Source organism: Streptomyces sp. NPDC056486 (assembly GCF_042795295.1).
Taxonomy (GTDB): domain Bacteria; phylum Actinomycetota; class Actinomycetes; order Streptomycetales; family Streptomycetaceae; genus Streptomyces.
On sequence record NZ_JBHTSF010000078.1, the window covers coordinates 23,694 to 42,180 of the forward strand.

At 70.7% G+C, this 18,487-nt stretch carries 19 protein-coding genes; 15 read left to right on the forward strand and 4 right to left on the reverse strand.

Annotation, left to right across the window (positions count from 1 at the left end; genetic code table 11):
* Positions 1–82: 82 nt before the first annotated feature.
* The 10 genes from ACFQ7F_RS27135 to ACFQ7F_RS27180 all read left to right on the forward strand — a co-directional run bounded on the left by ACFQ7F_RS27135 (position 83) and on the right by ACFQ7F_RS27180 (position 11,193).
* Positions 83–709 carry an NUDIX domain-containing protein gene (locus ACFQ7F_RS27135; protein WP_383275260.1) on the forward strand — a complete coding sequence of 209 codons (627 nt, stop codon included), beginning with the start codon at positions 83–85 and terminating at the stop codon, positions 707–709.
* Positions 710–925: 216 nt separating this feature from the next.
* Positions 926–2,989, forward strand: coding sequence for a tetratricopeptide repeat protein (locus tag ACFQ7F_RS27140; protein ID WP_383275318.1), 2,064 nt, complete (start codon positions 926–928; stop codon positions 2,987–2,989).
* Between the two features lie 144 nt (positions 2,990–3,133).
* Positions 3,134–4,249, forward strand: coding sequence for an alanine dehydrogenase (gene ald, locus ACFQ7F_RS27145; protein ID WP_383275321.1), 1,116 nt, complete (start codon positions 3,134–3,136; stop codon positions 4,247–4,249).
* Positions 4,250–4,615: 366 nt separating this feature from the next.
* Positions 4,616–5,767 (forward strand): ParA family protein, encoded by a 1,152-nt coding sequence (locus tag ACFQ7F_RS27150; RefSeq protein ID WP_383275263.1) that lies wholly within the window; start codon positions 4,616–4,618, stop codon positions 5,765–5,767.
* A complete protein-coding gene (locus ACFQ7F_RS27155; RefSeq protein ID WP_383275266.1) occupies positions 5,752–6,348 on the forward strand; it encodes a hypothetical protein in 597 nt (198 codons plus the stop codon). Before ACFQ7F_RS27150 ends, ACFQ7F_RS27155 begins: the two co-directional genes overlap by 16 nt.
* A 17-nt stretch (positions 6,349–6,365) precedes the next feature.
* Complete coding sequence (locus ACFQ7F_RS27160) at positions 6,366–7,400, forward strand: segregation and condensation protein A (protein ID WP_383275269.1); 1,035 nt, start codon at positions 6,366–6,368, stop codon at positions 7,398–7,400.
* Complete coding sequence (gene scpB / locus ACFQ7F_RS27165; protein ID WP_383275272.1) at positions 7,397–8,068, forward strand: SMC-Scp complex subunit ScpB; 672 nt, start codon at positions 7,397–7,399, stop codon at positions 8,066–8,068. The genes ACFQ7F_RS27160 and scpB overlap by 4 nt, the downstream gene beginning before the upstream one ends.
* 10 nt (positions 8,069–8,078) lie before the next feature.
* Entirely contained in the window at positions 8,079–9,317 is a 1,239-nt protein-coding gene (locus tag ACFQ7F_RS27170) for a pseudouridine synthase (RefSeq protein WP_383275275.1), read from the forward strand.
* Positions 9,318–9,454: 137 nt separating this feature from the next.
* A complete protein-coding gene (locus tag ACFQ7F_RS27175; RefSeq protein ID WP_383275278.1) occupies positions 9,455–10,192 on the forward strand; it encodes an NUDIX domain-containing protein in 738 nt (245 codons plus the stop codon).
* The gene (locus ACFQ7F_RS27180; protein ID WP_383275281.1) at positions 10,189–11,193 is read left to right on the forward strand and encodes an ADP-ribosylglycohydrolase family protein; all 1,005 of its coding nucleotides are present in this window, start codon (positions 10,189–10,191) and stop codon (positions 11,191–11,193) included. The genes ACFQ7F_RS27175 and ACFQ7F_RS27180 overlap by 4 nt, the downstream gene beginning before the upstream one ends.
* On the opposite strand, the gene ACFQ7F_RS27185 is transcribed toward ACFQ7F_RS27180, so the two are convergent.
* From ACFQ7F_RS27185 to ACFQ7F_RS27200, 4 genes are read right to left on the reverse strand one after another with little or no spacing between them, the layout of a single operon-like run.
* Positions 11,166–11,894, reverse strand: coding sequence for a DNA polymerase beta superfamily protein (locus ACFQ7F_RS27185; RefSeq protein WP_383275284.1), 729 nt, complete (start codon positions 11,892–11,894; stop codon positions 11,166–11,168). The genes ACFQ7F_RS27180 and ACFQ7F_RS27185 overlap by 28 nt on opposite strands.
* A 22-nt stretch (positions 11,895–11,916) precedes the next feature.
* Positions 11,917–12,390, reverse strand: a complete 474-nt coding sequence (locus ACFQ7F_RS27190; RefSeq protein ID WP_383275287.1) for a Rieske (2Fe-2S) protein — start codon at positions 12,388–12,390, stop codon at positions 11,917–11,919.
* Complete coding sequence (locus ACFQ7F_RS27195) at positions 12,387–12,980, reverse strand: DUF6529 family protein (protein WP_383275290.1); 594 nt, start codon at positions 12,978–12,980, stop codon at positions 12,387–12,389. The genes ACFQ7F_RS27190 and ACFQ7F_RS27195 overlap by 4 nt, the downstream gene beginning before the upstream one ends.
* A gap of 29 nt (positions 12,981–13,009) precedes the next feature.
* The gene (locus tag ACFQ7F_RS27200) at positions 13,010–13,684 is read right to left on the reverse strand and encodes a hypothetical protein (RefSeq protein WP_383275293.1); all 675 of its coding nucleotides are present in this window, start codon (positions 13,682–13,684) and stop codon (positions 13,010–13,012) included.
* Between the two features lie 330 nt (positions 13,685–14,014).
* On the opposite strand from ACFQ7F_RS27200, the gene aroH reads away from it, so the two are divergent.
* From aroH to der, 5 genes are all read left to right on the forward strand, one after another.
* Entirely contained in the window at positions 14,015–14,377 is a 363-nt protein-coding gene (gene aroH, locus ACFQ7F_RS27205; protein ID WP_383275295.1) for a chorismate mutase, read from the forward strand.
* Positions 14,374–15,459 carry a prephenate dehydrogenase gene (locus ACFQ7F_RS27210; protein ID WP_383275298.1) on the forward strand — a complete coding sequence of 362 codons (1,086 nt, stop codon included), beginning with the start codon at positions 14,374–14,376 and terminating at the stop codon, positions 15,457–15,459. The genes aroH and ACFQ7F_RS27210 overlap by 4 nt, the downstream gene beginning before the upstream one ends.
* Positions 15,460–15,571: 112 nt before the next feature.
* Positions 15,572–16,273: a (d)CMP kinase gene (gene cmk / locus ACFQ7F_RS27215; RefSeq protein ID WP_383275300.1), complete on the forward strand. Its 702-nt coding sequence runs from the start codon at positions 15,572–15,574 to the stop codon at positions 16,271–16,273.
* Positions 16,231–16,917 carry a lysophospholipid acyltransferase family protein gene (locus tag ACFQ7F_RS27220; RefSeq protein ID WP_383275303.1) on the forward strand — a complete coding sequence of 229 codons (687 nt, stop codon included), beginning with the start codon at positions 16,231–16,233 and terminating at the stop codon, positions 16,915–16,917. The genes cmk and ACFQ7F_RS27220 overlap by 43 nt, the downstream gene beginning before the upstream one ends.
* A 70-nt stretch (positions 16,918–16,987) precedes the next feature.
* Positions 16,988–18,460 (forward strand): ribosome biogenesis GTPase Der, encoded by a 1,473-nt coding sequence (gene der / locus ACFQ7F_RS27225; RefSeq protein ID WP_383275306.1) that lies wholly within the window; start codon positions 16,988–16,990, stop codon positions 18,458–18,460.
* The last annotated feature ends 27 nt before the right edge of the window (positions 18,461–18,487 follow it).

Here is an 18,487-nt window from a genome sequence, read left to right on the forward strand (position 1 = left end):
AGAGCGATACGGTTGCCGGGGTACGAGCCTTACGAGGCGCGTGCCCCGGTTTCTGTTTGCACGTGTGGGAGGACAGGGCGACATGACAATCAAGGACACTGCCGAGGAGTGGCAGGTCACAGCCACGCAGACGCCCTTCGTGGGGAACAAGACCTCCGTGCGCACCGACGACGTGGTCATGCCCGACGGCACCGTGGTCCGCCGTGACTACCAGGTGCACCCCGGCTCGGTCGCCGTGCTCGCCCTGGACGACGCGGGACGCGTCCTGGTCCTGAGCCAGTACCGCCACCCCGTGCGCCACAAGCTCTGGGAGATCCCGGCGGGTCTTCTCGACATCCCCGGCGAGAACCCCCTGCACGCCGCCCAGCGCGAGCTCTACGAAGAGGCGCACGTCAAGGCCGAGGACTGGCGCGTCCTGACCGACGTCTACACCACCCCCGGCGGCTGTGACGAGGCCGTGCGCATCTTCCTCGCCCGCGATCTCTCCGAGGCCGACGGCGAGCGCTTCGAAGTCTCCGAGGAGGAGGCCGACATGGAGCTGGCGCGCGTACCGCTCCAAGAGCTCGTACGCGGTGTGCTCGCCGGTGAGCTGCACAACAACTGCCTCGTCGTGGGCGCCCTTTCGCTGACCGCCGTGCTGGCCGGTGACGGCGTCGACTCGCTGCGCCCGGCCGACGCGCCCTGGCCCGCGCGCCCCTTCGAGGCCTGAGGGGGCCATCCGGGCCATCCGAGCTCTCCGGTGTGACGATCTACTGATCCGATCGGGGGACTTGTGCGCGCCGCTCGTCGGGGGAGGTACCAGGGCCTGAACTAGGCTCTGGAAGCGTCCCGACCGGAGTCCCGGCGGGTTCGCGCGCAGGCGGACGGAGCATGGCCCGTGACGGATCAGGCGGTCGACACGGACGGATCGGCAGCGGGCGGCGCGGTGCCACGGCCCGCTGCGGACCAGACTTCCGACGGCGGTCAGGACGGAAGTCAATTCGTCGGCCGGCGCAGAGAGTTGAAAGAGCTCCGCGCCGACATCGACCGAGCCGGGCTCGACACGATCTCGGGCCGCAAGGCGCCACGCGCACGCGTGCTCCTCATCGCGGGCCGCCCCGGCTCCGGCCGCACCGCGCTCGCCGAGGAACTCGCGCGGCGGCTCGCCGACAACTACCCGGACGGAGTGCTCCGCACCCACCTCACCGAACCCGACGGCACGCGCGTGCCCACGGAACGCACCGCCAGGGAACTCCTGGACGCCCTCGACGTCCCGGCGCCCCCGGGGGCCGACGAGGACGAGCTCGCCGAAGTGCTCCGCGATGCCCTCTCGGGACGCAGGGCACTGCTGCTCCTCGACGGCGCCGTGGACGCCGAGCAGGTCGACCCGCTGATCCCGGACGCGCCCGAATGCCTGGCCGTCGCCGTGTCCGAGGGCCCGCTCACCGGGATCCCGGACGTGCGGCCGTGCACGCTGGGCGGCCTGGACACCGCGGCGGCGGTCGAACTGCTCTCCCGTGCGGCGGGCCCGGTGCGCATCACCGTGGACCCGCGGTCCGCGGAGAGCCTGGTCGAGGCGTGCGGCGCACACCCCGCCGCACTGGTCCTGGCAGGCGGCTGGCTCTCCGGGCGGCCCAAGGCGGCCGTCGCCGACCTGGCCAAGCAGGTGCACGACAGGCCCGAGGACGAGTCCGCGCCCGGCGCCCTCTCCCGGATGTTCCAGCTCTCGTACGCCTCCCTGCCGGGAGCGGCCGCGCGGATACTGCGCTACCTCTCCCTGGCCCCCGCGGGCCACGTCGACCCGCACACCGCGTCCGCGCTCGCGGGCTGCTCGGTCTCCGCCGCCCGCACGACCCTGGACGACTTCGTGAAGCTCGGCCTCGTCAGGGCCGTGCCGTCGCCGCTGCCGCAGTACGAGCTGCCCGGCTGCCTGGTGCCGCTGCTCCGCGCATGCACCGAGAGCCAGGACAGGGCCGCCGAGATCCAGCTGGCCCGGGCCAGGATGCTGGAGCGGACCGTGCGCCTGCTCCAGTCCTGCCGGGCGATCACGGAGCCGGACGGCTCGGCGGCCCGCAAGAAGCTCGCCGGCATGCCGCGCGCCCTGCGCTTCCCCAACCCCGGCGCCGCGTCCCAGTGGCTGCGCATCCGGCAGCCCGCCCTGCTCGCCGCGGCCCGCCTCGCGGTCGCCGACGGGGAGCTCGACACCCTCGCGCGGCGCCTGATGGCGGCCCTGACGCGGGCCCTGGTCGCCCATCGCGGCACGGAGGACGCGGCTCCCGAGCTCTACGGCATCCACCAGCTGGTCCTCGATGTGGCCGAGCGCCGCAAGCTGCCCCGCGAGAAGGCGGCGGCCCTCCTGAACCTCGCGGATCTGGACGCGAGGACGGGACGAACGCAGGGGGCGCTGGTGCGCTACCGCCTGGCACTGGATGCCGGACGGCAGGCAAATGATCCGTACGCGACCGGCCGCGCGATGGAATCCGTAGGTGGTGCCTACCAGGAGCTGGGGGACTGGTCGCGGGCATCGGACTGGTTCGGGCGCGCTCTTGCCCATCGGCTGGCGCGTGACGAGCGCACCGACGCCGCACGCCTCTACGGCCGGATCGCGGCGGTGCACACCTACGCGGGCCGCTACGGCGAGGCGCTTCGCAACTGGAGCTCGGCCGTCACCGGACACCGCAAGACCGGGGATGTGGCGGGCCAGGCAAGGGCGTTGAGCGAGCTGGCGCGGGTGCAGGAGTACGCGGGCCGGCCCGAGGAGTCGCTGCGCACCTGCCAGGAAGCCGTCGACTGGGCGCGGCGGGCCGACGACGTACGTCTCCAGGCGGCGCTGCAGCTCAGGCTGGCCGACACCCTGGACCGGCTCGGCGACCCCGCGGCCGCCCGGCTGCACCGCAGTGCCGCCGGACGCATGCTCGGAACGGAGCTCGAGGAGGTCACAGGGCTTGCATCGAAAGATGGACCGACAGCTTCCGCCTGCGAAATCCGTAGCACTTCCGCAGAAGATTGATGCATTGAAAGGCTAGACAGCGAGAAGTCCTTCATTAGACTGGCTCCGCCGCGTACTTCCGTGGTGTCTCCGATGCGCCCTCTTGTGTATCGGTATGTAGTTATTTGCCCGAAAAATCCCTGAGCCAAGAGGACCGTGATCGACGTGAAGGTCGGTATCCCCCGCGAGGTCAAGAACAACGAGTTCCGGGTGGCCATCACCCCCGCCGGTGTGCACGAGCTGGTGCGCCACGGCCACCAGGTCGTCATCGAGCGGAACGCCGGTGTCGGCTCCTCGATCACGGACGCGGAGTACGTCTCCGCGGGCGCCCGGATCCTGGACACCGCCGACGAGGTCTGGGCCACCGCCGACCTCCTCCTGAAGGTCAAGGAGCCGGTCGCGGAGGAGTACCACCGCCTCCGCAAGGACCAGACGCTCTTCACCTACCTGCACCTGGCCGCCTCCAAGGAGTGCACCGACGCGCTCCTGGAGTCCGGCACCACCGCCATCGCGTACGAGACCGTCGAGACCGCCAACCGCGCTCTCCCGCTGCTCGCCCCGATGTCCGAGGTCGCGGGCCGTCTCGCCCCGCAGGTCGGCGCCTACCACCTGATGGCCGCCAACGGCGGCCGCGGTGTCCTTCCCGGCGGTGTCCCGGGTGTCGCGGCCGGCAAGGCCGTCGTCATCGGCGGTGGTGTCTCCGGCTGGAACGCCGCGCAGATCGCCATCGGCATGGGCTTCCACGTGACCCTGCTCGACAAGGACATCAACAAGCTCAAGGAGGCGGACAAGATCTTCGGCACGAAGATCCAGACCGTCGTCTCCAACGCCTTCGAGCTCGAGAAGGCCTGCATCGAGGCCGACCTCGTCATCGGCGCCGTCCTCATCCCGGGTGCCAAGGCCCCCAAGCTGGTCACCAACGAGCTCGTGTCCCGGATGAAGCCGGGAAGTGTCCTTGTCGACATAGCGATCGACCAGGGCGGCTGCTTCGAGGACTCGCACCCCACGACGCACGCCGAGCCGACCTTCCCGGTCCACAACTCGGTGTTCTACTGCGTCGCCAACATGCCCGGCGCGGTGCCCAACACCTCGACCTACGCGCTGACCAACGCGACGATGCCGTACATCGTCGAGCTGGCGAACCGCGGCTGGACCGAGGCGCTCCGCCGCGACAGGGCGCTCGCCCTGGGCCTCAACACCCATGACGGCAAGGTCGTTTACAAGGAGGTCGCCGAGTCGCACGGCCTCGAGCACGTCGAGCTCGAGACGCTCCTCGGCTGAACCTGACCGCTTTCGTCAACGAGAGTCGTCAATCTCACGCCAACGGCCGGACCTTGAGAGGGGTCCGGCCGTATGCGTATGTCCATGGACATGGTCAACTCGCCTTGAACGTAACCCTTTAACCGATTCGCCCACCCCGGAATTGTGCTGACGACGTGCTGTGCGCCCTTGACATGGGGGCGTTCGATTGCCGACACATCGGGCCGGGTCCGGCGGATTGTGTTGCTGCGGACCGGTGACACGCCATAGAGTCGCCAACCGTCGGCATAGTGCCACGCTGACCTATCGAGAAATTTCCTGGTCACCAAGGAGGTAAGACGACTTGTGAATGAGTCGACATTTGCTCCCGGGGGTGGTCAACCAGGAATGTCTGAGCGGGGCCAAGGACCCGTGGGACTCGAGGCTGTCGGCTCCGTCGCTGTCCGCACCTTCGAAGCCCGCCAGAAACCGCAGCCGACGCAAGCGACCCAGTCGGCATCGTCTGCACCCCAGAGCATGGATGGCCATCACGTGAACGCCATGGCCGGCGACCGGAGTGGCGAGAACACCACCCACACCCAACTCGCCGACTACGAGGAACTGCCCAAGGGGCACTTCTACGACCCAGACGCCGAGTACGAGCCCGATCCCGAGTACGCGGCCACGCTGGCCCCGGACGCGGCCCGTCAGCGCCGTGAGCGCGTCGGTCCCACGGGACGCCCGCTGCCGTACTTCCCGATCCCGGGCCCGTTGACCGACCACGGTCCCGCGAAGATCATCGCGATGTGCAACCAGAAGGGCGGCGTGGGCAAGACGACGTCGACCATCAACCTGGGTGCCGCGCTCGCGGAGTACGGACGCCGGGTCCTGCTCGTCGACTTCGACCCGCAGGGCGCGCTCTCGGTGGGCCTCGGGGTGAACCCGATGGAGCTGGACCTGACGGTCTACAACCTGCTCATGGAGCGGGGCATGTCCGCGGACGAGGTGCTGCTGAAGACGGCGGTCCCGAACATGGACCTGCTGCCCAGCAACATCGACTTGTCGGCCGCCGAAGTGCAGCTCGTGAGTGAAGTCGCGCGCGAGTCCACGCTGCAGCGGGCGTTGAAGCCGCTGATGCAGGACTACGACTACATCGTGATCGACTGTCAGCCCTCGCTCGGCCTGCTCACCGTGAACGCCCTGACGGCGGCTCACAAGGTGATAGTGCCGCTCGAGTGCGAGTTCTTCGCGCTGCGCGGTGTGGCCCTGCTGACGGAGACGATCGAGAAGGTCCAGGAGCGGCTCAACCCCGACCTGGAGCTCGACGGCATCCTCGCCACCATGTACGACTCCCGCACGGTGCACAGCCGTGAGGTGCTCGCGCGGGTGGTCGAGGCCTTCGACGATCACGTGTACCACACAGTGATCGGACGCACGGTCCGCTTCCCGGAGACCACGGTCGCCGGTGAGCCGATCACGACGTACGCATCCAACTCGGTCGGCGCGGCCGCTTATCGCCAGCTCGCCAGGGAGGTGCTCGCCCGGTGTCACGCCGAGTGAGTCTGCCGGGGGCCGACGAACTGTTCCGTACGACCGGGGGGATGGCGCTGCAGTCGTCGTCCCCGCGACGCCAGACGAACGGCGAGACGCGGGTGCCCGCACCAGCGGGTGAGAGCGACGAGGCCGCTGCCGTCGACGCGCACGGCAATGTCACGGGGGGAGACGGCGGTGACGCCGCCGAACACGGCGCCGCCGACGCGGAGTCGGGCGAGTCCCGCAGCCGGTCGGCCACCGCCGAGGGCGAGAAGGACGGGCGCAGTCCCGGCCAGGGCCAGGAAGGTGCCGCACAGGGCGGTGGCGGCCGGTCCGCGAACTCCTCCTCCACGGCACAGGCGCGGCGGCGCGCACGGGCGGCCAACCGGCGGCCCAGCGGGCGTGAGCGGCACGACGAGAAGATCACCGTGTACGTGTCCGCGGAGGAGTTGATGGACCTCGAGCACGCGCGTCTCGTCCTGAGGGGCGAGCACGGGCTCGCGGTCGACCGCGGTCGTATCGTCCGTGAGGCGGTGGCAGTCGTTCTCGCGGATCTGGAGTCCCGCGGAGACGCGAGCATTCTCGTACGACGGTTGCGCGGGCGGTAGCGGTAGCGTTCCAGGCGATGCCCCTGAACGACGATTCCGCACCGGCCGCCCGGCGGCGTGCGCTGGGGCGTGGCCCCGGCGCGGCTCCCGTGGAGCCCGCGCCGGAACCGGAGCCGATCCCCGAACCGGAGCCCGAGTCGGAGACGGGCCCCGAGTCGGAGGTGGCCCCCGAGTCGGAGGCGCCGCCGGAACCGGAGACGCCTCCCGAATCGGAGACGCCTCCCGAACCGGACGACGGGCGGTTCAAGGTCCGCCTCGCCAACTTCGAAGGCCCCTTCGATCTGCTGCTTCAGCTCATCTCGAAGCACAAGATGGACGTCACCGAAGTGGCGCTGTCCACGGTGACCGATGAGTTCATGGCGCACATCCGCGCCATGGGACCCGACTGGGACCTGGATCAGACCACCGAGTTCCTCGTGGTCGCCGCCACTCTGCTCGACCTCAAGGCCGCCCGGCTTCTGCCCTCAGCCGAGGTCGAGGACGAGGCGGATCTGGCGCTGCTCGAAGCGCGGGACCTGCTCTTCGCGCGGCTGCTGCAGTATCGCGCGTACAAACGCATCGCCGACATCTTCAGCGGGCGGCTCGACGACGAGGCGCGGCGCTATCCGCGGACCGTGGGCCTGGAGGCCCACCACGCCGAACTGCTGCCCGAGGTCGTCATCAGCATCGGCGCCGCGGGGTTCGCCGCGCTCGCCGTGAAGGCGATGCAGCCCCGGGCCAAGCCCCAGGTGTACATCGACCACATCCATGCCCCGCTGGTCTCCGTGCAGGAGCAGGCCGGGGTGGTCGTGGCCAGGCTCCGGGAGCGGGGCGAGGTCAGCTTCCAGGTGCTCGTCGAGGACGCGGGGGACACCCTCACCGTCGTCGCCCGCTTCCTGGCGCTCCTTGAGCTGTACCGCGAGAAGGCCGTGGAGCTGGACCAGGAGGACGCCCTGGGCGAGCTGATGGTGCGGTGGACCGGCGGGGACGGCGACGGGCAGCCGACGGTGACCGACGAGTTCGACCGCGCACCCGATCCGCCGGGTGAGACGAGTGAGGGGACGGTCACATGAGCACGAGCCCGACGAACGACGCGGGTCCTTCCGGAGACCTGGTGGGCGCCGTAGCCGATCTGGAGCTGCGGCCCGCCCTGGAGGCCGTGCTCATGGTCGTCGACGAACCGGCCACCGAGGAGCACCTCGCCAAGATCCTCGACCGGCCCCGGCGGCAGGTCGCCGACGCGGTGCGGGAGCTCGCCGACGAGTACACCGTGCAGCGCAGGGGCTTCGAGCTGCGGCTCGTGGCGGGCGGCTGGCGGTTCTACACACGGCCCGAGTACTCCGCCGCCGTCGAGCGCTTCGTCCTCGACGGGCAGCAGGCACGCCTCACCCAGGCGGCCCTGGAGACCCTCGCGGTCGTCTCGTACCGCCAGCCGGTCAGCCGATCAAGGGTCTCCGCGGTGCGCGGAGTGAACTGTGACGGCGTGATGCGGACGCTTCTCCAGAGGGGTCTGGTGGAGGAGGCGGGCGCGGAACCCGAAACAGGTGCGATCCTGTACAGGACGACGAACTACTTTCTGGAGCGGATGGGCCTGCGTGGCCTGGACGAGCTCCCGGAGCTCGCGCCTTTCCTCCCCGAGGCGGAGGCGATCGAGGCCGAGACGCTGGAAGGCGTACCGTCGTTCGATCCGGACGCACCCGATGCACCGGGTTACGAGTACACCCAGGACACAGCCGACTAACGGAAATTTGATGCGAAGCAGCAACGGCAGGAACAGCAGCGGAAACAACGGCGGGAGCCGTGGTGGCAACAGCGGCAGCCGTGGCAGCAGCGGTGGACGCCCGAGCGGCGGCGGTCGCGGGAGCGGCGGTGGCCGCCCGACCGGCGGTGGCCGCGGTGGCAGCGGCGGCAGCGGCGGCGGTGGCGGCCGGGACTACCGGGGTTCCGGTAACAGCCCCGACAGGCCGGGTCGCGGCGCCGGTGGCGCGCGCGACGACCAGGCGCCGAAGCGCGAGAGCAAGCCCCGTCCCGAGGAGCGTCGCTACGACGTAGGCGGCGACGCCTCCAAGAAGGGCCGTGGCGCGGCAGCCCGCGGCGGCGCCAAGGGCGGCCCCAGGGCCCCTCAGGGCTCCGACAGGGGTACCCGGCGTGGCGCGGGAGCTCCCGCGACGTCCCGTGAGTACGACGCGCGGCAGGAAGAGCGCAACCGCGAGCGCTACGCGGGCAAGCCGAAGGTCAGCCCGCCCAAGACCTTCCCGGGCGCCGAGCAGGAGGGCGAGCGGCTGCAGAAGATCCTGGCCCGTGCGGGCTACGGCTCGCGCCGTGCCTGCGAGGAGCTCGTCGAGCAGGCGCGTGTCGAGGTCAACGGCGAGATCGTGATGGAGCAGGGCCTGCGGGTCCAGCCGGAGCGGGACGAGATCAAGGTCGACGGCCTGACGGTCGCCACCCAGTCGTACCAGTTCTTCGCGCTGAACAAGCCCGCCGGTGTCGTCTCCACCATGGAGGACACCGAGGGGCGGCAGTGCCTCGGGGACTACACGAACAACCGCGAGGCGCGGCTGTTCCACGTCGGGCGGCTCGACACCGAGACCGAGGGCGTCATCCTGCTCACCAACCACGGTGAGCTTGCGCACCGCCTCACGCACCCGAAGTACGGCGTGAAGAAGGTCTACCTCGCGCACATCGTCGGCCCGATCCCGCGTGACCTGGGCAAGCAGCTCAAGGACGGGATCCAGCTCGAGGACGGGTACGCCCGCGCGGACCACTTCCGTGTCGTCGAGCAGACCGGCAAGAACTACCTGGTCGAGGTGACCCTGCACGAGGGTCGCAAGCACATCGTGCGCCGCATGCTCGCGGAGGCCGGTTTCCCGGTCGACAGGCTGGTGCGGACGTCCTTCGGGCCGATCGCGCTCGGCGACCAGAAGTCGGGGTGGCTGCGCAGGCTGTCCAACACCGAGGTCGGCATGCTGATGCAGGAAGTCGACCTCTAGGTCTTCCGGGCGAGTCCGAACCGAGGTCAGTGAAGGCGGCCGGTCCCTGCGCATGCGGGGGCCGGCCGCCTTTTGCTGTGCGTGTTGCGGTCCGGACCCCGCTCCCTTTAGAGTCGCACTGACCATTAAGGGGGGGCATGCAGGGCTACGACAAGTACGCCTTCGAGCCGTTCGCCGTCACCGTCGACCTCGCCGTGTTCACCGTCCGCGCGGGCCGCCTGCACGTGCTGCTCGTCGAACGCGGCCAGGAGCCGTACGCGGGACGCTGGGCGCTGCCCGGCGGATTCGTACTGCCGCAGGAGTCGGCCGAGACCGCCGCGGGCCGCGAGCTCGCCGAGGAGACCGGCCTCACGGACAGCGCCGGGCTCCACCTGGAGCAGCTGCGCACCTACAGCGAGCCGGACCGCGACCCGCGGATGCGCGTCGTCTCGGTCGCCTTCGCCGCGCTCGTCCCCGATCCGCCGACGGTACGGGCCGGCAGCGACGCCGCCCGCGCGGAGTGGCTGCCGTACGGCACCCAGGGGCCGCTCGCCTTCGACCACGACCGGATCCTCGCCGACGCCCACGACCGCGTCTGCGCCAAATTCGAGTACACCGGCCTGGCCACGGCCTTCTGCCCGCCCGAGTTCACGCTCGGCGAGCTGCGGCAGGTCTACGAGACGGTGTGGGCCGCCGAGCTCGACCCGGCCAACTTCCGGCGCAAGGTGCTCGGCACGTCCGGCTTCGTCGAGGTGATCCCCGGGGCCGCGCGCCTGACGGGCGGCCGGGGCAAACCGGCGGCCCTCTACCGGGCGGGCCCGGCCACCGCCCTGCACCCGCCCCTGCTGCGCCCCGCACCCGTCTCGACGCTCCCCTCGGAAGGACAGCCCTCATGAAGCGTGCCGCCACCGGATCCCTGATCGGCCTCGCCCTCGGCGACGCGCTCGGCTTCCCGACCGAGTTCAACGACGTGCCGTCGATCCTCGCCAAGTGCGGGCCCTGGCGGGAGATGGAGCTGCCGAGGCCCGCGATCGTCACGGACGACACGCAGATGACGCTCGCGCTGGGCCGTGCGCTGAAGGCCGCGTCGGCACGGGGGCTCTGCGGACCCGAGCGCTTCGCGTTCCTGACACGCAGGGAGTACGTCGCCTGGTACCACGACCCGGAGAACAACCGGGCCCCCGGCAACACCTGCCTGCAGGCCTGTGACCTCCTGGCCGACCCCGAACGCCCCTGGCGCGACGCCAGCCAGCTGCACTCCAAGGGGTGCGGGGCGAACATGCGGGTGGCGCCGCTCGGGCTCATTCCGTGGCTGAAGGAGGAGATGCGGTCCGGTGCCGCGCAGATACAGTCCGCGCTCACCCACGGCCACCCCACCGCGCTCGCGGCCAGCGACCTCACCGCGTACGCGGTCAAGCTGCTCGCCGATGGCGCCGAACCGATGGGCCTGGTCGGTCTGCTCCGCTCGTACGCCATCGAGAACCGCACCAACTACCGCCACGACTGGCTCGGCGATCTGTGGACCCGCTCCCAGGACCCGTCCCCCGAACACTTCATCGCGCGCGGCTGGGACGACTGCCTCGCGATCCTGGAGCGCCTGGCGGCAGCAGTGCTCGACGCCAACCCGGAGACGGACCCCTGTCTGGCGACCGGCGCGGGCTGGATCGCCGAAGAGGCGTTCGCCACCGGCCTGCTGTGCTTCCTGATGTTCCCCGACGAGCCCGTGACCGCCCTGCGCCGAGCAGCCTGTACCTCGGGCGACTCCGACTCGATCGCCTGCCTGGCCGGCGCGTTCGCGGGTGCCTACCTGGGTGCGGACGCCTGGCCCGCCGAGTGGGCCGAGCGCATCGAGTACCGGGAGGAGCTGCTTCAGCTCGGGGCGCTCTGGGATTCCTGAGCCAAGGCCGACGCCCGTCGCGCGCGGAACAGGAAGTCCGCCACCCGCTCCCGGTCCGGCTCGGCCGGAAGCGGGCTGCGCGTGGCCGCCGCGTCCGCCTCCTCCGCGAGGCGCCGCATCCAGGACTCGATCCGCGGCCAGGGCACTTCACCGCGCTTGACCGCGAGCAGCGGCCCGCGCTGGTCGCCGACGTCGATCGTCAGGCCGCCGGTGCGCAGCAGGTCGCGGCAGCTGGTCAGGAGGCGCAGGAGGTGCATCGCGTGCTTCCAGCGGGGTGCGCCGTGCAGGCGTACGTCGTCCTGAAGCTTCTTGTGCTGGCCGCGGGCGTAACCGGCGAACGTGATGTGGGCCTTGCGGGAGAGGAACGCCTCCCGCAGGGCGAGGAGCTCGCGGCCGGTGTCCGTGACGTGCTCCACGAGGGGCGAGTGCAGGCACTCCAGGATGTTCGGGTTGGCGGCGAGGGCCAGCTCGCAGAAGCGCTCCAACTCCCAGCTGAACTGTTCCTCCGCCGGCCCTTCCACGTGCGTGGGCGGCTTCTCGAAGCGCCAGAAGAGCGGTGTGGGGGCCAGGAAGACGCCTCTGCGGTCGGTGTCGCTGCCGTCCGTGGCCAGGCCGAAGGCGCGCGAGCCCATCACGCAGGCGTAGACGGTGTGCTCGCGCACGAGATCCAGGCCAGGGTCCGGGTCCTTGGGGCTGTGCATGGGGGGAGCGTACGGCCACGGGCTAGCCGAGGGTGATCGAATTTCCGGTGACCGTGATGTTCTCCGGGGGGAGCGGGCGCGGCGCGGGGCCGCCCGCCACCGAGGCGTCCGTCACGCGGTACTTACTGCCGTGGCAGGGGCAGTTGATCGTGCCGTCCGTCACCTCGCTCACCGTGCAGCCCGCGTGGGTGCAGACGGCGGAGAAGGCCTTGAAGTCGCCCTTCTCCGGCTGGGTCACGACGACCTTCTTGTCCTTGAAGATCTTGCCGCCGCCGACCGGGATGTCGGACGTCTTCGCCAACTCCTCGCCTTTGGGCGGCGGTTGCTTCTTCCCGTTCTTCCCGCCGGATTTCGACGGCGACGCCGCTGTCGGCGGCTGCGACTTCGGCTGCTCCGGCTCCGCGCCCTCGTCCCCGTACTTACTGCATCCGGCGGTCAGCGCGACCACTCCGCCCGCGGCGATGACCGTGCGCCGTGAGGGTTGTGCGCCGCTCATGTCGTCACTCCGAACGTACGGAAGAACCACAGTGCCGACGTCCACCAGACCACCGTGAGGACCACGAAGACCAGGCCGCCGATCACCGGAAGCAGCCAGCCGGGCAGTTTCTCAGAGCGGAGCAGCAGCATCTTGGCGCTGAACGCCCCGAAGAAGAAACAGCCGAGCAGCGAGTGCCACATCACCCGGGTCGAGTACGTCTGGTAGCCGAGGGCGTAGAGGCAGTGGACCGCCACGGGGACCGCCACCAGGAACGCGATCCGGCCCGACCAGCGGTGCAGCGCCGATGACCAGGACGGCCCCGGAAGGCGCCCGTACACCATGAGCGCCGAGACGACCTGGACAAGGGCGAAGGCGAACGCCGTCGTGCCCAGCCAGGCCTTGACCGCGCTCGTGCTGCTGAACCCGGCGAGGTTGAAGGCCGTGCCCTCGGGGTCGTGCGCCTTGCCGTACACCCCGAGGCCGACCGCGACCGCCGCGGCGACCAGGGCGGGGACGAGATAGCGGGCGGCGTTCGGGCGGCGGTGGTCGCCCGTCGCGGGGGGCGGGCCGAAGCCGCCCTGCGTTGCGGCGTTCGGATCGACGCTCATGGCGGCTCCCTGGTCGGGGCGGAGCGAGGTCAGGGCACGACGGGGCTTGCGGTGAGTTCGCCGCCGTCGAACGTGACGGCGCCGGTCTCCGGGTCGAGGCGCGGGGCCTTCTGCGGCTTGCCGTCCTGCTTGAGGATGCCGACCTGCCGCCCGTCGGGCAGGACGATCCAGCCGCCGTCGATCTCGGCTCCGCGCACCTCGGTGGTCGCGCGGTAGAGGCCGGACGGCTTCTTCGCCCTGGCGGCGGTGAAGTCCCGTGGCTGTTTGTCGATCTCGACCTTGCCGCGGACCGCGTTGTCGGCGAGGGTGCCGTCCAGCTTCGCGCCGTGCTTGCCGGTCAGCCGCATGGAACCGTCGTCCTCGACGTTGCCCTTCAGCCAGGACTCGGCGTCACGGCCGTTGCAGTAGTACGCGATGGCCTTGTCGTCACGGATCGAGATGGAGACCGCGGCGGCGTCGTCGGCCGTGCGGCCCGCGTACTCGGACTTCCCTGTCGGCTTCTTGGACGGGCTCTTGGACGGGCTCTCGGTGGGTGCGGGCGTGCTCTTGGTGGGCTTCGCGGAGGTGGGCGCCGGCGACGCGGCGCCGGGCGAGTCATTCCCGTACGACGTATTGCCCTCCCCTGTCGTCGCGTTGAGCGACAGCATGAACAGGGCGAGCAGCAGTCCCCCCAGAAGCGTGTACAGCGGTCCCGAGCGCTTCATGCGGCCTCCCCCGAGGCTTGGGCCGTGACGGCCCCTCCATGCAAGCGGAACGGCGCCCCGGCGTCCATAGTTGAACACCCACCAATCGGTCCAAGTGGCGACAGGGGGCGATTCGGGCGACATTGACATGGTCTGAGGTCCGTGCCCATGGCGGGTAACGATCTGGGAAGCCTTCTCGGCGGCCTGGGTGGCTCCGGCTGCGGCAATCCGCTGGGCGGCCTGATGGACATGATGTCCGTCTCGGCAGGCGGGCGCCGCGCACTCGTCCCCCGGGCCCTGACTACCCTTGTCGGTACATCAGTCATACGTACGTGAGCGAGGAGCAGCACTGTGGCGGTACGAGCGGTCCGGGGCGCCGTCCAGCTGGAGCGGGACGCGGCCGACCACATGGACGAGCAGGTCGGCGAGCTGCTCACCGCCATCGTCGAGCGGAACGGCCTCGCGGATGAGGACCTGATCAGCATCTGGTTCACCGCGACGCCCGATCTGCACAGCGACTTCCCCGCGGCGGCGGCACGCAGGCTCGGCATCGTGGACGTTCCGCTGATCTGCGCGCAGGAACTGCAGATCGAGGGCGCCATGCCGCGGGTCGTCCGCGTCCTCGCGCACGTGGAGTCCGACAAGCCCCGCGCCGAGATCACGCATGTCTACCTCGGCGCCGCGGCCACCCTGCGCAAGGACATCGCCCAGTGAGAACCGCCCTTGTCATCGGCACCGGCCTGATCGGCACCTCCGCCGCCCTGGCCCTCGCCTCGCGCGGCGTGACCGTGCACCTGGCCGACCACGACACCGGGCAGGCCCGTACGGCGGCCGCGCTCGGCGCAGGCACCGACGAAGCGCCCGAGGGGCGGGTCGACCTGTGCGTCGTGGCCGTGCCGCCCGCGCATGTCGCGGCGACCCTTGCCGACGTCATGCGGCGCGATGTGGCCCGCGGCTACCTCGACGTGGCGAGTGTCAAGGGCGGCCCGCGCCGGGAGCTCGAGGCGCTCGGCATCGACCTCACCCCGTACATCGGTACGCACCCCATGTCGGGGCGCGAGCGCAGCGGCCCCCTCGCCGGCACCGCCGACCTCTTCGAGGGGCGGCCATGGGTCCTCACGCCCACCCGCGACACCGACACCGAGGTCCTCAACCTCGCCCTGGAGCTCGTCGCCCTCTGCCGCGGAGTGCCGGTCGTCATGGACGCCGACGCGCACGACCGCGCGGTCGCGCTCGTCTCGCACATGCCGCACCTGGTCTCCAGCATGGTCGCCGCACGCCTCGAGCACGCAGAGGAGACGGCGGTGCGCCTGTGCGGGCAGGGCATCCGTGACGTCACGCGCATCGCGGCGTCCGACCCGGGGATGTGGATCGACATCCTGTCGGCCAACCCCGGTCCCGTCGCCGATCTGCTCTCCGCGGTCGCCACCGACCTCGACGAGACGGTGACGGCGCTGCGCGCGCTGCAGTCGGCGGACGACGAGAAGCGCCGCGAGGGCGCCGCTTCGGTCGAGAGCATGCTGCGGCGGGGTAACGCGGGTCAGGTCAGGGTGCCCGGGAAGCACGGGACCGCGCCGACCACGTACGAGGTCGTGGCGGTGCTCATCGACGACAAGGCGGGACAGCTGGCCAGGATCTTCGCCGACGCGGACCGGGCCGGGGTGAACATCGAGGACGTACGCATCGAGCACGCGACGGGACAGCAGGCGGGCCTCATGCAGCTGATGGTGGAGCCGAAGGCGGTCCCGGTGCTCACCGCGGCGCTGCGCGAGCGTGGCTGGGCGATCCGGCAGTAAAGGGCTGGGGCATCCGGCAGTAAGAGGTGCTCGCGGGAGCCAGTAACCTTGTGCGGGGCGTGTCTGCGCCCCGCTACCCCGCCCCGCGTCCTGAGAAAGGTGTCCGCACCCCGTGGAAACCGTGGAAACCGCCGGTTCGGCGCCCGCAGCAGTGATCGTCGCCATCGACGGGCCCTCCGGCACGGGCAAGTCGAGCACCTCGAAGGCCGTCGCCGCCCAGCTGGGCCTCAGCTACCTTGACACCGGTGCCCAGTACCGTGCGATCACCTGGTGGATGGTGCACAACAGCATCGACCTGACGGACCCCACCGCCATCGCCGCGGTCGCGGGCAAGCCCGAGATCGTCTCCGGCACCGACCCGCTGGCCCCGACCATCACGGTCGACGGCACGGACGTCGCCGGGCCGATCCGCACCACCGAGGTCACCTCCAAGGTCAGCGCCGTCAGCGCCGTACCCGAGGTGCGCTCCCGCATCACGGACCTGCAGCGCACCATCGCCGCCTCCACCGAGAAGGGCATCGTCGTCGAGGGGCGTGACATCGGTACGACCGTCCTGCCCGACGCCGACCTGAAGATCTTCCTCACGGCTTCGCCCGAGGCCCGCGCCGCCCGCCGCAGCGGTGAGCTCAAGGGTGCTGACGTCGCCGCCACGCGTGAGGCGCTCATCCAGCGGGACACCGCCGACTCGAGCCGCAAGACGTCGCCGCTGGCCAAGGCCGACGACGCCGTCGAGGTGGACACCACCGAGCTCACGCTGCAGCAGGTCATCGAGTGCGTCGTCACCCTCGTCGAGGAGAAGCGGGCAGCGAAGTGACGGCGGCGCCATCGGAACGGGGTGCGGAGGTCGGCCGCCGCATTGGCGTCGGCCTCATGTACGGCCTGTGGAAGCCCCGCGTCCTCGGCGCCTGGAGGGTCCCTCCGACCGGTCCGGTGATCCTGGCCGTGAACCACTCGCACAACGTCGACGGCCCGATGGTGATGGGCACGGCGCCCAGGCCGACGCACTTCCTCATCAAGAAGGAAGCGTTCGTCGGACCCCTGGACCGCTTCCTGCACGGCATCGGGCAGGTGAAGGTCGACCGTGAGATCGCCGACCGCACGGCGATCACCCGGGCGCTCGGCGTCCTCGACGACGGCGGCGTCCTCGGGATCTTCCCCGAGGGCACCCGGGGCGAGGGCAACTTCGCCTCACTGCGCTCAGGCCTCGCCTACTTCGCCGTACGCAGCGGAGCGCCGATCGTGCCCGTCGCGGTCCTGGGAAGCACGGAGAAGAGCGGACGGTTGATAAAGCGGCTGCCTCCGCTGCGCAGCAGGGTCGACGTCGTCTTCGGTGACCCGTTCGAAGCGGGCGACGACAGCGGACGGCGTACGCGCAAGGCGCTCGACGAGGCGACCGTGCGCATCCAGGAGCGGCTCACCGCTCACCTGGACCATGCCAGGCGCCTGACCGGGCGCTGAGCGAGACTTTCAGTAGTGGCCCGTCGCGAGGCGGTCCACCGATCACGAATACGACAGAGGTACGGACTTCATGAACGACCAGATCCAGCCCGAAGGCTCGGCTGAACACGAGCACGGGGCGCTTGGCGATGCCGAGTACGCGGAGTTCATGGAGCTCGCCGCGGAGGAAGGCTTCGACGCCGAGGACGTCGAGGGCGCGATCGGCGAGGCGGGCCACGGCCCGCTGCCCGCCCTCGCCGTCATCGGACGCCCCAACGTCGGCAAGTCGACCCTCGTCAACCGCATCATCGGCCGCCGCGAAGCCGTCGTCGAGGACCGCCCCGGCGTGACCCGCGACCGCGTGACGTACGAGGCCGAGTGGGCGGGCCGCCGCTTCAAGCTCGTCGACACCGGCGGCTGGGAGCAGGACGTCCTCGGCATCGACGCGTCCGTCGCCGCCCAGGCCGAGTACGCGATCGAGGCGGCCGACGCGGTCGTCTTCGTCGTGGACGCCACGGTCGGCGCCACCGACACGGACGAGGCCGTCGTACGGCTGCTCCGCAAGTCGGGCAAGCCCGTCGTCCTGTGTGCCAACAAGGTCGACGGCCAGTCCGGCGAGGCCGACGCCACCGCCCTGTGGGCCCTCGGCCTCGGCGAGCCGCACCCCGTCTCCGCGCTGCACGGCCGCGGCACCGGCGACATGCTGGACGCCGTCATCGACGCCCTGCCCGACGCGCCCGCCCAGACCTTCGGCACCGCCATCGGCGGCCCGCGCCGCATCGCGCTCATCGGCCGCCCGAACGTCGGCAAGTCGTCGCTGCTCAACAAGATCGCCAACGAGGACCGCGTGGTCGTCAACGAGGTCGCGGGCACCACCCGTGACCCGGTCGACGAACTCATCGAGCTGGGCGGCATCGTCTGGAAGTTCGTGGACACCGCAGGCATCCGCAAGCGCGTCCACCTCCAGCAGGGCGCCGACTACTACGCCTCGCTGCGCACCGCGTCCGCCGTCGAGAAGGCCGAGGTCGCGGTCATCCTGATCGACTCGAGCGAGTCGATCAGCGTCCAGGACCAGCGCATCGTCACGATGGCCGTCGAGGCGGGCCGCGCCATCGTCGTCGCGTTCAACAAGTGGGACACCCTCGACGAGGAGCGCCGCTACTACCTGGAGCGGGAGATCGACACCGAGCTCCTCCAGGTCGCGTGGGCGCCGCGGGTCAACGTCTCCGCCGAGACCGGCCGCCACATGGAGAAGCTCGTCCCGGCGATCGAGACGGCCCTCGCGGGCTGGGAGACGCGCGTTCCGACGGGGCGGCTCAACGCCTTCCTCGGCGAACTCGTGGCCTCGCACCCGCACCCGATCCGTGGCGGCAAGCAGCCCCGCATCCTCTTCGGTACGCAGGCGGGCACGAAGCCGCCGCGGTTCGTGCTCTTCTCCTCCGGCTTCATCGAGCACGGCTACCGGCGCTTCGTGGAGCGCAGGCTCCGTGAGGAGTTCGGCTTCGAGGGCACGCCGATCCACATCTCGGTGCGGGTGCGCGAGAAGCGCGGCCGCAAGAAGTAGGCAGCAGCAGGCACGGATGGACCAATG